The organism is Bacteroidota bacterium (genome assembly GCA_017303975.1).
GTDB lineage: Bacteria > Bacteroidota > Bacteroidia > JAFLBG01 > JAFLBG01 > JAFLBG01.
Genome location: JAFLBG010000003.1, coordinates 65,157 through 78,254, shown reverse-complemented (window position 1 = coordinate 78,254; position 13,098 = coordinate 65,157). Strand labels below are relative to the sequence as shown.

Annotated in this window: 13 protein-coding genes; 6 read left to right on the top strand and 7 right to left on the bottom strand. The window is 34.7% G+C overall.

The features are described 5' to 3' along the window. Positions 1–4 precede the first annotated feature (4 nt). Both J0M08_02075 and J0M08_02070 read left to right on the top strand, forming a co-directional pair. Positions 5–970: a GNAT family N-acetyltransferase gene (locus tag J0M08_02075; GenBank protein MBN8701822.1), complete on the top strand. Its 966-nt coding sequence runs from the start codon at positions 5–7 to the stop codon at positions 968–970. After that, positions 970–1,782, top strand: a complete 813-nt coding sequence (locus J0M08_02070) for a hypothetical protein (GenBank protein ID MBN8701821.1) — start codon at positions 970–972, stop codon at positions 1,780–1,782. Before J0M08_02075 ends, J0M08_02070 begins: the two co-directional genes overlap by 1 nt. 12 nt (positions 1,783–1,794) lie before the next feature. On the opposite strand, the gene J0M08_02065 is transcribed toward J0M08_02070, so the two are convergent. From J0M08_02065 to J0M08_02045, 5 genes are read right to left on the bottom strand one after another with little or no spacing between them, the layout of a single operon-like run. Next, entirely contained in the window at positions 1,795–2,694 is a 900-nt protein-coding gene (locus J0M08_02065; GenBank protein MBN8701820.1) for a DUF4249 domain-containing protein, read from the bottom strand. A gap of 13 nt (positions 2,695–2,707) precedes the next feature. Next, positions 2,708–5,062: a TonB-dependent receptor gene (locus J0M08_02060; GenBank protein ID MBN8701819.1), complete on the bottom strand. Its 2,355-nt coding sequence runs from the start codon at positions 5,060–5,062 to the stop codon at positions 2,708–2,710. A gap of 55 nt (positions 5,063–5,117) precedes the next feature. Next, positions 5,118–5,447 (bottom strand): MerR family transcriptional regulator, encoded by a 330-nt coding sequence (locus tag J0M08_02055; GenBank protein MBN8701818.1) that lies wholly within the window; start codon positions 5,445–5,447, stop codon positions 5,118–5,120. A 2-nt stretch (positions 5,448–5,449) separates the two neighbouring features. Beyond that, positions 5,450–7,471, bottom strand: a complete 2,022-nt coding sequence (locus tag J0M08_02050; GenBank protein MBN8701817.1) for a urocanate hydratase — start codon at positions 7,469–7,471, stop codon at positions 5,450–5,452. Between the two features lie 39 nt (positions 7,472–7,510). Then, positions 7,511–7,708, bottom strand: coding sequence for a hypothetical protein (locus tag J0M08_02045; GenBank protein MBN8701816.1), 198 nt, complete (start codon positions 7,706–7,708; stop codon positions 7,511–7,513). A 46-nt stretch (positions 7,709–7,754) separates the two neighbouring features. On the opposite strand from J0M08_02045, the gene folB reads away from it, so the two are divergent. Beyond that, the gene (folB, locus tag J0M08_02040) at positions 7,755–8,099 is read left to right on the top strand and encodes a dihydroneopterin aldolase (protein ID MBN8701815.1); all 345 of its coding nucleotides are present in this window, start codon (positions 7,755–7,757) and stop codon (positions 8,097–8,099) included. Positions 8,100–8,101: 2 nt separating this feature from the next. On the opposite strand, the gene J0M08_02035 is transcribed toward folB, so the two are convergent. Beyond that, entirely contained in the window at positions 8,102–10,708 is a 2,607-nt protein-coding gene (locus J0M08_02035; protein MBN8701814.1) for a M1 family metallopeptidase, read from the bottom strand. Positions 10,709–10,894: 186 nt separating this feature from the next. On the opposite strand from J0M08_02035, the gene J0M08_02030 reads away from it, so the two are divergent. Beyond that, positions 10,895–11,401: an acetyl-CoA carboxylase biotin carboxyl carrier protein subunit gene (locus J0M08_02030; GenBank protein ID MBN8701813.1), complete on the top strand. Its 507-nt coding sequence runs from the start codon at positions 10,895–10,897 to the stop codon at positions 11,399–11,401. Between the two features lie 30 nt (positions 11,402–11,431). Then, the gene (locus J0M08_02025) at positions 11,432–12,145 is read left to right on the top strand and encodes a superoxide dismutase (GenBank protein MBN8701812.1); all 714 of its coding nucleotides are present in this window, start codon (positions 11,432–11,434) and stop codon (positions 12,143–12,145) included. 47 nt (positions 12,146–12,192) lie between these two features. Here the strand turns inward: J0M08_02025 and J0M08_02020 are convergent, their stop codons facing one another. After that, positions 12,193–12,567, bottom strand: a complete 375-nt coding sequence (locus tag J0M08_02020; GenBank protein MBN8701811.1) for a hypothetical protein — start codon at positions 12,565–12,567, stop codon at positions 12,193–12,195. A 117-nt stretch (positions 12,568–12,684) separates the two neighbouring features. Here J0M08_02020 and J0M08_02015 point away from each other — a divergent pair, with 117 nt between their 5' ends. Beyond that, positions 12,685–12,894 carry a helix-turn-helix transcriptional regulator gene (locus J0M08_02015; protein MBN8701810.1) on the top strand — a complete coding sequence of 70 codons (210 nt, stop codon included), beginning with the start codon at positions 12,685–12,687 and terminating at the stop codon, positions 12,892–12,894. The last annotated feature ends 204 nt before the right edge of the window (positions 12,895–13,098 follow it).

The window sequence follows — 13,098 nt, the reverse complement described above, 5'->3', positions numbered from 1 at the left end:
GATAATGAAAATTGAAATTTTAAATACTACTTATTTTGAAAAATATGATTCGCTAAGTGCTGAACTTGGCAGTGTGTTTAATAACAGAACATTATTAGCTGTGTATGGCAGCAACCTGACCATTTATGGAATTCACCAAAATGATGGACAATTAATTGGCGGATTTCATTTATATAAATCAACAACATCAGGATTCTCACATATTAAAAATCCTCCATTTATTCCGCATATTGGTTTGTTTATAAAAAACAAAAGCTCCAATCAAGCTAGCAGATTAACTTTTGAAAAAAATTGCATTCGTACCATATGCGACTTTATAAGCAATCTACACGCTTCCATTTACACCTTTTCGTTGCCGGAAAATTTTATTGACTCTCAACCTTTTTTTTGGAGTAAATACAAAGTTGTGCCCAACTACACCTACCATATAAATTTGAAAAACTCAGAAGAGTCCATAATTTCCAGCTATTCGACTGAAAAAAGAAATGAACTGAAAAAATCAGAAAAAGAGGGTATTGTAGTAAAACAGATTACAGATTATAGTATTGTAAAAAAACTTGTTGCAAAAACGTTTGAGCGAAAAAAAGAAAATTTACCTTCCGAAATTCTAGATAAAATACTGTTACAATTTGCTACCAACGAAAATTCGTTTGCATTTGCGGCCTATAAAGAAGAAACTATTGTTGCAATTTGCTTTTGTTTAACCGATAGCGCCAATGCATATTATCTTTTAGGGGGATATGATGCCGACAGCAAACAAGGAAGTGCGGGCACATCGTTAATTCATGCTGCTATCCAGCACAGTAAAAAATTAGAGAAAAAAATATTCGACTTTGAAGGCTCCATGATTACTGAGGTAGAATCTTTTTTTAGAGGATTTGGAGGCGAATTAAAACCATACAACACTATTAACAAAGCAAGCCTACTATTGGAACTAGGTTTAAAATTTATTAAACGTACTAGCTTTTAATGAATATTATTATCTCACACGATGTTGATCACATAAGTGTTTCGGAGCACTTAACAAAAGACTTAATAGTCCCGAAATTTATTATTAGGGCGAAACTCGACTTATTTACCGGAAAAATATCATTGACAGAATTTTATTTTCGAATTACCGACTTGCTAAAAAACAAGTGGCATCGCATTCCGGAGCTAATTGCATACAATAAATCAAAAAATATAGACACTTCCTTTTTTGTTGGAATGGCAAACGGAAAAGGGCTATCGTACAAAAATGAACTAGCTTTTTATTGGGCAAATTACATTGCGAACCAACAGGTAGAAGTTGGCGTACATGGAATAGCATTTGACAATTTATCTGCGATAGAAAACGAATTTACTCTCTTTAAGAAAGCTACTGCCCTTGATTCGTTTGGCATTCGAATGCATTATTTACGGAATGATTCTTCTACATTAAATTTATTGAACAAGGCTGGCTATAAATTTGATTGTACAGAATTGGCATTTAAAAATCCCTATCAGATTGGCAATATGTGGGAGTTTCCGCTACAAATTATGGACGGACATATTCTATTAGGTAACAAACGTAGACAAACAAGAACACTAGAACAAGCAATTGAACAAACAAAAATAAACGTTCAGAAAGCCGTTGATTTAAAATTAGATTATTTGAATATTTTATTTCACGACAGGTATTTTGACGAAAAATCCTTTTACACTTGGTTTGCTTGGTACACTTGGGTAATAGAATACTGCCAACAAAACAAATTTGAGTTCTGCAATTACAAAACTGCTATAAAAAAACTGGAAAAGAGATAAGTACAGATTTTTTTATTGTATTCTAACTCCTTTGCTATGCACAGCAGCCATATTAAACCAACCAACAGCCTTTAACGAAGTTGCACTTGTTTTCTTTACAATATTGGTGGTTAGATTTTCCGGAGTTATAGCAAATAATCCACCATTTGTTAACTGACCTTGCATTTGTGTAATGTAAAAATAACTGCCAGCGGTAAGTGAATGTATCTCTACGCGCAAGCTATCCCCAAGTTGATAGGGATCATCAGAATCATTAATACCTTGTGCAATTGGAGGTATAAAATATATTCCATCAGAACCATTGTTCCCTTCACTTCCAAAAGAGCCATCTACACAAACATTAATTTGCCCGGGCTTATTTAAAAATGAGTTGTTGCGATAAGTTCTAACCCAATAAAAATCTTGTTTACCTATAGAATCTTGTCCAACAAAAAATGCAAAATACCCTTCCTTTACGCCAATTGACTCTTCCCGAAACTCATATTCTATAGTATCAACAAGGGTTGTTCTATTTAAAAAAGAATTAGCAACATAACTATCACCATCGTAATCAACTACTAATTGGTAAGAATGGTTTACAATTCCAAAAGTATCCAATACACTTGGAGTAAACACATAGTTACCATCTCCGGCATACGAAAAAACATACTCTTTTAAATTGGTAAGGTCTTTTACTTTTACTTGTGCACTTGAAATTACAGGTGCAGGCACATTAGAAAAATAAGGGGCAGATTCAGTTAGCCTAACTACCTGTGGCTTGTCTTGATTGGTAAGCCAGGCATCAACCACCAACAATTTTTCGCCTTCCTCTAAATCAACATCTACAACCTTTTCACATCCTGTTAAGATAACACTAGCAAAAAGTAGGGTTAGTGTATATTTTACAATATGTAGTTTCTTAAAATTGAACATAACTTTATTCTATTTAAAATTTAAAATTATAAGTAACGGAAGGTATTATAGAGCCTATTATGGCTATACGAACCGCTTCGGTTTTTGTTGAATTGTCTTTATTCGTTCTAAAATAAATACTATACGGGTTTTGACGGTTATAAATGTTATACGCCCCGAATACCCAATTGCCTTGCCATCTGCGAGTATCATTTTTTTTGCTTTGATAGGTAGCAGAAAAATCTAAACGATGGTAAGCCGGAATCCTGAAATTATTGCGGAGTTCAGTTGTATTATGAGGTATAATATATCCTTGCATTTCCAACCTGCTCGTAGGAAAAGTACCCGGAGTTCCGGACTGAAAAGTAAAGTTTGCAGCAAAGCTCCATCGTTTATTCATGTCGTATGTAAGTACAGTATTTATCACGTGAGTTCTATCGAACCTATTTAAAAACCACTCGTTCTTACTGATGCCTTCAACCTTTCGTTCAGTGCGAGATAGTGTATAACTTACCCAACCGTTCCATTTACCTTTAGACTTTTTTACAAAAAATTCAGCACCATAAGCACGACCAATGCCTTGTATTAAATCTGCCTCTAAATAGTTATTCAACAACAAATTGGCATTAGGAACATAATCTAATTGATTCTGCATTGCCTTGTAAAACACCTCAACGGAGGTTTCAAACATATTGTCTTTTAAATTTCTAAAATACCCAACAGCTACTTGATCTGCCAATTGGGGCTTTATATTATTCGTGCTTGGAGTCCAGATATCCAAAGGACTTGCAGCTGCAGTATTGGAAACTAGATGCAAATACTGCGCCATTCTATTATAAGAAGCTTTTACAGAACTTACATCATTCAATTCATACTTTACAGAAGCACGAGGCTCTAAATTTCCATATGTTTTTATTGGTTCGAAACTATCGTATTTTTTTTCAGAAGCTAGTAGTTTTCGTATTCCGGAAGTAGTATCTCTGTATGTATACGCATTCCCTTCGCCCATAAACGTAAACCAAGAATAACGCAACCCATATTCAAAACTCAATTTCTCATTTACCTTTTGCTCGTTGCTTATATAAAGCGCATTTTCTAATGCGTGTTGATTAGGAATACTTATGTTGTTTTTTATATCTCCACTAGTAACAACGGCATTACCCGGTTGAAACTTATACAAAATTGCTTGCGCTCCGAAACGTAGTGTATTCAATGGGTTTATGTAATATGTAAAATCGGGTTTTATGCTATTGTTTATAATCTTTGCGTTCCAATCAAATCCTTGGTCATTCTCATCGTCAGAAAACTTAAGTACATAATCATAATTACTATAAAATGCAGTAGCATTCATAAAAAGTTTTTCATTGAACAAATGGTTCCAACGAGCTGTAGCAGTAGTATTTCCCCAATTAAATCCAAAGCTAGGCCCTCCAAAAACATCTCGTCCTAAATAACCACTTAAAAAGACGTTATTTTTCTCATTTATTCTATAATTTATTTTTGCAGTTAAATCATAAAAACTAAATTTCGAACCTTTTAACTCATCTGGCAAAAAGGGTTTGGCAAGCACATCAATGTAAGACCGTCTAGCAGCAATAATAAAAGACATCTTATCTTTTATTATTGGGGTTTCTAATGAAAAACGGCTAAAAATGCTACCAATTCCTCCATTCAATTCCAGCTTTTTGCTGTTTCCTTCTTTCATTCGAATATCAAGTAATGAAGACAATCGTCCACCATACTGAGAAGGAATTCCACCTTTTACAAGTTTAATGTCTTTAACTGCATCAGGATTAAATACGGAGAAAAATCCAAATAAGTGAGAAGAGTTAAATACAGGAGCCTCGTCCAACAACACTAGATTTTGATCGATATTTCCACCACGCACATTGAAGCCGGTAGCACCCTCCCCAACTGTGGTAATCCCCGGCAAAAGCTGAATACTTCTAATTACATCCACTTCTCCAAGCAATGCAGGAATTTTTTGAATCGTTTTTATATCCAATTTGTTAACACTCATCTCTTGGGATTTCACATTCTTATCTTCACGCTCCGATGAAATAACAACCTCTGTAAGTGTTTTATCGTCAGTTTCCATCTCAACACTTATGGTAATATTAGCATTGAGCTCAATAGGTTTAATTATTTTCTTGTAACTAACAAATGAATACGCAATCGAGTAATTTCCTTTGGGCAGACTTAAGGAATAAAAACCGTACACATTAGAAGTTGTACCTGTGGTAGTGCCATCAATATATACATTGGCTCCTATAATAGTTTCTCCATTTGTTGCATCTTTTACATAACCACTAATGGTATATTTTTCTTGTGATACAGAATAAAAAACTGATGCAACTAAAACAAAAAGAGTAAAAAATATTTTTTTCATAATTTATATAAATCAGAGGCAAAACTAAGGAAACATTTTTATTTTCCAGAGTTTCCTATTTTAAATTTTCTTTAATTTGAAGTAAAATTTCTTTTGCGCGTATTAAGGTTTCTATTGCATGTGATTTTGCTAGTACAGACGCTCTATCATTTTTAAGATGCTCCTTGGCGCCTTGTAATGTATACCCCTTTGTTTTAACTAAATAATAAATCAACCTAATTTGCTCAATATCATCGGTAGTAAACAAACGGTCTCCTTTTTTGTTCTTTCTTGGAGTTAAACAATCAAACTCCTTTTCCCAAAAGCGAATCAGAGATGCATTTACATTAAACATATCGGCTACTTCGCCAATGGAGTAGAATAAGCGTTCGGAGTTTGATTCCATTTTCAAATAAAGTTCACATTATTAATTATCGCATCCTCCACAAAATTAGGCAGCGTAACTTTCAATCTCTTTTCGGCTTGCATAGCACGTTTTATAGCAAACACCGCTTCTTTGTTGCGAGCCCAGCTTCTGCGTGCAATGCCGTTATTCACATCCCAAAACAACATGCTTTTCAATCTTCGTTCGCAATCTTTGCTACCATCCAATACCATTCCAAAGCCTCCGTTTATTACCTCACCCCAACCTACACCACCACCGTTGTGCAACGAAACCCAAGTAGCGCCCCTAAATGCATCGCCTACAAAATTCTGAACAGCCATATCAGACGTAAAGCGAGAGCCATCGTAAATATTAGATGTTTCACGATACGGAGAGTCGGTGCCCGAAACATCGTGATGGTCGCGACCTAGAACGATAGGCGATTTTATTTTTTTATTTCTAATAGCGTCATTAAACGCTTTTGCAATTTTGGTTCGACCTTCGGCATCGGCATATAATATGCGGGCTTGCGAGCCAACAACCAATTTATTTTTTTGCGCTTCTTTTATCCATAAAATATTATCAGCCAATTGTTGCTTTATTTCCTTTGGTGCTTTTTTATAAATATCTTCCAACACCTTAGTTGCAATCTTATCCGTCATCTCTAAGTCTTTCGGATTAGCAGATGTACATACCCACCGGAACGGGCCAAAACCATAATCAAAACACATTGGCCCCATTATATCTTGCACATAAGATGGATACTTAAAATCTCCGTTGGGTTTTAAAATATCGGATCCTGCTCTACTAGCCTCTAGCATAAAAGCATTACCGTAATCAAAAAAGTACATTCCTTTCGCAACAAGTTTGTTTATTGCAGTTACATGCCTTATTAGTGTCTTATGAACTTCTTGTTTGAATTTTTGAGGATCTTTTGCCATCATTTTCTGAGCATCTTCTAAAGAAATGCCCACCGGATAATAGCCACCTGCAAAGGGATTGTGCAGGGAAGATTGGTCAGAACCTAAATCTACTTTAATATTTTCTTTAACTAGTTTTTCCCATAAATCAACTACATTCCCTTGGTAGGCAATAGACACCGCTTCTTTTGCTCGCTGAGCATTTTTTATTCGAATAATTATTTTATCTAAGTCAGAAAACACTTCATCTACCCACCCTTGTGAATGTCTTGTTTGAACTGCTTTGGGATTAATTTCAGCAACCACACAAATTGCCCCTGCAATAACAGCCGCTTTCGGCTGCGCTCCACTCATGCCTCCCAAGCCGGATGTAACAAATAAAAGTCCTTCTCCGGCTTTTCTTTTAGGAGACAAAGCTCCCTTTTTATATATACGAGCAGCGTTTAATAACGTAATAGCAGTGCCGTGTACAATGCCCTGCGGACCAATGTACATGAATGAACCCGCTGTCATTTGTCCGTATTGAGTTACCCCGAGTGCATTAAATTTTTCCCAATCATCCGGCTTGGAATAATTTGGAATCATCATTCCGTTTGTAACTACTACTCTTGGCGCATCTTTGTGCGAAGGAAACAAACCAAGAGGATGCCCTGAATACATGACCAATGTTTGTTCATCTGTCATCTCGGCCAAATATTTCATTGTTAATCTATATTGAGCCCAATTCTGAAATACCGCTCCATTGCCACCATAGGTAATCAACTCATCTGGGTGTTGTGCAACTGCATGATCTAAATTATTGCTCAACATGTGCATAATTGCGGCAGCTTGTTTGCTTTTATAAGGATATTCATTTATTGGTCGAGCATACATTTTGTAATCGGGTTTTAAGCGATACATGTATATTCTACCATACGTTTTCAACTCATGAGCAAATTCCTTTGCTAAAACCGCGTGATGTTTTTTATCGAAATAACGCAACGCATTTTTCAATGCTAATTTCTTTTCCTCTGTCGTTAAAATATCTTTTCGTTTGGGGGCATGATTTAGTAAGGAATCCAATGGTTTTAACTTAGGAAGTGTTGATGGAATACCTTCTAGTATTATTTTTTTAAAACTATTCATAATCTAATTTCTTATTTCTTTATTCTTGCGTCTCTATTCTTACTTCTTATCTTCAGGTTTTATCTTCTTATCAAACAATCCTGTTCTTTTATTGTACCCATAAGGACAATGCTTGCAGCCGCTTTTACAACAATACCCTCGTTTAGACAAATATTTTTCTGTAAATACAACAAATCCTTCTTCGGATAAATAATAATCATCCGGTTCTAAATTATGTCTTTTGCTAAATCCTTCCATACTGCAAATCAAACAACGAATTTATATATTTATACAAATCTTTACTATGAATTCAATTGAAATTGAAGGTATAAAAATTTATGCGTATCATGGATGCTTAGCCGAAGAAGCTAAAATTGGCGGGCATTATATTGTTGATGTATATATAAATGTTGATTTTGAAGAGTCTGCCATTACTGATGATTTGGCCAAAACAATTGATTATGTTACTGTCTACGATATCGTGAAAAAAGAAATGGCAATACGGTCTAAGTTAATTGAGCATGTTGCCAGAAGAATAAACTTATCTATAAAAAATACTTTTGCAGAAATACACCAAGTAAAAGTAAAGGTTACTAAAATCGTACCTCCTATGAATGGAAACGTTGAAAAGGTTTCGGTTGTTTATTAATTTTACTTAAGTTCATTCATAAGTATATCCACCTTCTCTTTACTAGCTATCAGTTTTTGTAATTGGTATTCTTTTTCAATTAAGGTAGCCGACTCGGTTGATTTCAGTTTTTCAACTTCTGCTTTAAGCGTTACTTCCCTTTTAGCATATTCCTCTGCAATGGCTGTATAAAAGCGTTTTAACATAAATTTTAAATACTTGGACGATTCCACTTTAACTTCACGCTTAACCAACTCAACACCCTCTGCAATCTTGTCATTAGAACATCTAATTAAAAACTGTTGAAAACTGGCGAGAAAACCTAACTTATTCTTCGAATTATATTTAAATTGGTTTTGAAAAAAAGGATAATCCCTCTCCTCACCTAATTCTGCAAAAACTTCTGCCAGCACACTGGGCACAGCTCCTTTTGTAAGAGTACTATTCTTTCTTGCTTCTTCAATTGCCAACTTGGGTTCATTTTTAGAAACTATTTTGATAGCTGTTGCAGCCACCAAATAAGACGAATCTAACATTTGCTTCTTAGCAAGGTCTAAAACTTCAGCGTTGTAATCATACTTATTCAACTTAGTTAATACGGCAGTTCGTACAAAAGAACTTTTATCTGTGGCGGCTATAGTAAATAAGTCAACTCTAAGTAACCTGGTAAGAGTACTGTCAAAAGAATCTATCGTGTACTCTCTTAACACAGGGCTTTTGTCTGTCAATGCTTCTTTAAGCGTTTCGTTTACCAAAGGGTTGGCTAAATAAATTTTCGACATCGTTAATTTTACTAAGGCCTCCTGTCTATCAATAAACAAAGGGGCATTGTAGTATTGGTAACGCCACTCTTCAATAGATTTATCTTCTTTCTTTAATGCTAATAATGATTTGTCGGCATCTACATTCACTAGACGAGGTTGGTGTATAAATGTAAAATCAAAGGTTTCTTTTTGTTTTGTTACCACAATTTCTTTTCGGACCACACTATCTTTAAAATAAAAATCAATTTTGATAGGCAACCTATACAATGGGTATTTAGTAATGTCTTGCGTTTGTTCTATATCAACTTTTGTTTTTCGCTGCACATCATCATAAATTGTTTCTATAGACAAACTTGGATGACCTTTTGCATAAAACCACTGATTAAAAAACCAGTTCAAATCTTCTCCGGTAACTTTTTCAAAAACCAATCGCAGTTGATGAATCTCGGTGTTTTGAAATTTATATTCTGTTAAATACATTTTTAGTGCTTCAAAAAAAGCTTCATCTCCAACATACTTTCTAAGCATATGCAATATTCGCCCACCTTTTTCGTACGAATGCGCATCAAACATATCTTCTTTGTCATCGTAGTAAAAACGAGCCATATCAACCTTTTTGTAAGATGACTCGAAAATATATTTATTCAAATCTTGTTTAGCATGGTAATCTGCGTTATCTCTTCCATACTTATATTCACGCCATAAATATTCTCCATAGGTTGCAAACGATTCATTTAGGGGCAAATTAGACCAGGACTCTGCTGTAACTAAATCTCCAAACCAATGATGGAACAACTCGTGTGCAATAACATCTTCGGCAAATTGTTCATCATCTAATAATTCCCTATCAGTTTTCTGAACAAACTTATCGCCAAAAATTGTTGCAGTAGTATTTTCCATAGCTCCTGAAACATAATCTCTTACTGCTATTTGAGCATACTTGCTCCAAGGATAATCTACACCAAGCTTAGTAGAAAAAAATTCCATCATTTCAGGAGTATGCCCAAACACATCTCTGGCGTAGGGTTCGTATTCCTTTTCAACATAGTAAGAAACTTCCTTCGAGCGCCAAGTATCCTTTACAATGGCATATTCTCCTATTGCCATCATTACCAAATAGGGCGAATGCGGCAAATCCATTTTCCAATAATCAGTACGGGTACCATCTGCATTTTCTCGTTGCGTAACCAAAATCCCATTCGATAGTGTAACGTATTTTTTTTCTACAGTTATCGAAATTTCATGAGTCATTTTTTCGTTTGGATGGTCAAATGTTGGAAACCAAGCAGAATTGGATTCTGTTTCACCTTGTGTCCAAATTTGCTTGGGTTTATTTTCATCTTTACCATCGTAATTAATAAAATAAAGTCCTTTGGAATCATTGATTACAGCACTTCCCTTTTTAGGCAAATCTTCCGGTTTTGCTACGTAGTCAACATATACCCAAAAAGAATCTGTTCGCTGGTAATTTTTATCTAATGAAACGGCTAATATATTGTCCGAATAGGTATATTTTACGGGGATTTTGGCAGGATTGAGATTATTGTACAAACACACTTCTTTTATCTCAAAACCTTGAGCATCCAACTCGAGTTTGTTAATTGGATAAAAATACGGTCGAATCTTAATCCACGCTTTTCCTTTTAATTGCGCCTTTTCCCAATCAAAACCAACGTCTAATTTGGTATGAATAATATCGTAGTGTCTTGTATTACTCGCACGATATTCTTGTTCTGCTTTATCTGTAACCGATACTGTGTCGAGCAAAATAGGATTACTAACAACATCTTTATTTATGCTTTTCTTCGTTTTACAAGAAAACAGAAACAAAAAAGAGAACAGAAACAAAAATGAAATTTTTCTCATGCACTTATTATATTAAAGCTGTTGTGCTATTGTGTTTTAATGCAGTAGCGCAATCTAAAGGACGGCAAAATATTGAACTTTTCAAACACCCTGAGTATTGATAACCACCAAACTAAAAACAGTGAATAACGTTTAAGGTATTATAACAAGTATATTTCATAAATTTAAGTCATAAATTTAAACAACATGTATAAAGTTTCTATCGAAAATAAAATTGTTGATGTTGAGCAAAACAAACAAAATGGATATGAAATAACGGCTAATTCGAAAAAAATAATTTTGGATTGCATTAAAACAGCCGGCAACCATTATCATGTTTTATCTGACAATAAATCCTACAACGTAGAACTTATCGCCATTGATAAATTGACAAAAGAAGTTGTGTTAAAAATAAATGGTATAAAATACGAACTTAAGCTGAAAGACAAGTACGATTTGCTACTAGAGAGCTTAGGGATGGATACTGCCTCCAACAGTAAAATAAACGAGCTAAAAGCTCCAATGCCGGGATTGGTAATAGATATTTTAGTTAAAGATGGTGACTCGATAAAAAAAGGAGACTCCCTATTAGTGCTAGAAGCCATGAAAATGGAAAATATTTTAAAGTCGCCTGCAGATGCCACTATAAAATCTATTGAAGTCAAAAAAGGAAATGCAGTTGAAAAGAACCAAGTTTTAGTATCATTTGCGTAAAAATTAAAAATCAAAACCAAAAAACTACGCATGAAACGAAGATTATTTTTAAAAAAATCTATACTTGCTGCAGGGGCCGTAACACTTGCAGACTCTACAGTTTGGGCTAAGGGGCCTAAAGAGCCTACTTTGTTTACACTACCGGAATTAGGATACGGTTATGATGCACTCGACCCACTTATAGATGCGCAAACGATGGAAATACACCATAGTAAGCACCATGCAGCTTATGTATCTAATCTAAATAAAGCATTAATTGAAAATCACAAGCAAATTGGAAGTATAGAGGATTTATGTAAAAACATTTCGCTTTATAATACCACCATACGAAACAATGCCGGAGGACACTACAACCACTCTTTTTTTTGGAAACTATTAAAAACAACAGATTACACAGAACCAATAGGCGAGTTTGCAGAAGCCATAACGAAACAATTTGGTCATATCAGTAAATTTTCAACACTTGTAAAAAAAACGGGAATAAATCATTTTGGCTCCGGATGGGTTTGGGTAATTGTAAATAGTAAAAGGGAAATTGAAATTGGCTCACTACCAAACCAAGACAACCCTCTAATGAATATTGCAGAACAACAACTTAAAGGAACGCCAATATTAGCAATAGATGTATGGGAACATGCTTACTATTTAAAACACCAAAACAACAGAATAAAATACCTATCTGAGATAAGCGGAGCAATAAATTGGGAGTACGTAAATAGTCTTTATTTGGCAGCTATTAAATAGTTGTAGCGGTATGCAACGGTGTAAATTATGTTGTTAACCAATAAACTCTATTCACTCAATTCATCTTCTAATACTAAATTATCACCTGCCTTTCCAATATTTAAATAAGAGGCTGTAAACAGCCCAAAACTTGCAAGGGACATTGCACCTCCAATAAAATAAAAAGAATTCTCTTGTGAAACAGCCCCCACAGAAAAGGACAGTATAGATCCTGCTGACATTGCTAAACCAATAAAAAATTGCTTTCGGGTCTTTTGTAAATATTCACCTGATGTATTAATAGTAATATGTAAACTTTCCATATCCATTTTCATCTCTTTTACCTCTTTAATCAACTGCTCTTGCCTTGCTTTGTATATCGAATCTTGTGCAAACAAACTGTTACATACCAATACAATTAATAAAAAAATAAATTTTCTCATCGACTTTTCGTTTAGTTAATAAAATAAAATCATTCCTAAAATCTAAACTACTAAAAAAACGGACTCTACATAAATGTTGGGCTAATATTATTTGAGATGCCCCACTTTTGATGTGTAATGCAAGAATTAAAGCAGATTGGCGCAAACATCAAAAAGCATAGGCTAAGAAAAGGCTTAACTCAACTTGATTTGGCTGCCTCCTGCGGTTTTGAAGAATCAAGTATTGGCAGATTAGAAAACGGCAATACAAATCCTACGATCAAAACACTCTTAAAAATTTCAAATGCTTTAAGCATAAAGCTATCTGACCTTGTTAGAATAAAGTAAAAGAATATGGTTCAAAACAGACTATTTTCCTACGCAAATAAAAAGGGACTCAAAGCGTAAAGCTCTGAATCCCTATTCTTTTCAGCTCCCCGGGCTGGGCTCGAACCAGCGACCCCATGATTAATCCCGATGCATCGGGACTCTAACCAACTGTGCTACCCTTTGTTGTTCTATTTCAGACCCAATCAACAATTCTAGATATTT

Coding starts and splice junctions, on each gene's coding strand:
- J0M08_02075 (MBN8701822.1), top strand. CDS start 5: ATGAAAATTGAAATTTTAAATACTACTTATTTTGAAAAATATGATTCG.
- J0M08_02070 (MBN8701821.1), top strand. CDS start 970: ATGAATATTATTATCTCACACGATGTTGATCACATAAGTGTTTCGGAG.
- J0M08_02065 (MBN8701820.1), bottom strand. CDS start 2,694: ATGTTCAATTTTAAGAAACTACATATTGTAAAATATACACTAACCCTA.
- J0M08_02060 (MBN8701819.1), bottom strand. CDS start 5,062: ATGAAAAAAATATTTTTTACTCTTTTTGTTTTAGTTGCATCAGTTTTT.
- J0M08_02055 (MBN8701818.1), bottom strand. CDS start 5,447: ATGGAATCAAACTCCGAACGCTTATTCTACTCCATTGGCGAAGTAGCC.
- J0M08_02050 (MBN8701817.1), bottom strand. CDS start 7,471: ATGAATAGTTTTAAAAAAATAATACTAGAAGGTATTCCATCAACACTT.
- J0M08_02045 (MBN8701816.1), bottom strand. CDS start 7,708: ATGGAAGGATTTAGCAAAAGACATAATTTAGAACCGGATGATTATTAT.
- folB (MBN8701815.1), top strand. CDS start 7,755: ATGAATTCAATTGAAATTGAAGGTATAAAAATTTATGCGTATCATGGA.
- J0M08_02035 (MBN8701814.1), bottom strand. CDS start 10,708: ATGAGAAAAATTTCATTTTTGTTTCTGTTCTCTTTTTTGTTTCTGTTT.
- J0M08_02030 (MBN8701813.1), top strand. CDS start 10,895: ATGTATAAAGTTTCTATCGAAAATAAAATTGTTGATGTTGAGCAAAAC.
- J0M08_02025 (MBN8701812.1), top strand. CDS start 11,432: ATGAAACGAAGATTATTTTTAAAAAAATCTATACTTGCTGCAGGGGCC.
- J0M08_02020 (MBN8701811.1), bottom strand. CDS start 12,567: ATGAGAAAATTTATTTTTTTATTAATTGTATTGGTATGTAACAGTTTG.
- J0M08_02015 (MBN8701810.1), top strand. CDS start 12,685: ATGCAAGAATTAAAGCAGATTGGCGCAAACATCAAAAAGCATAGGCTA.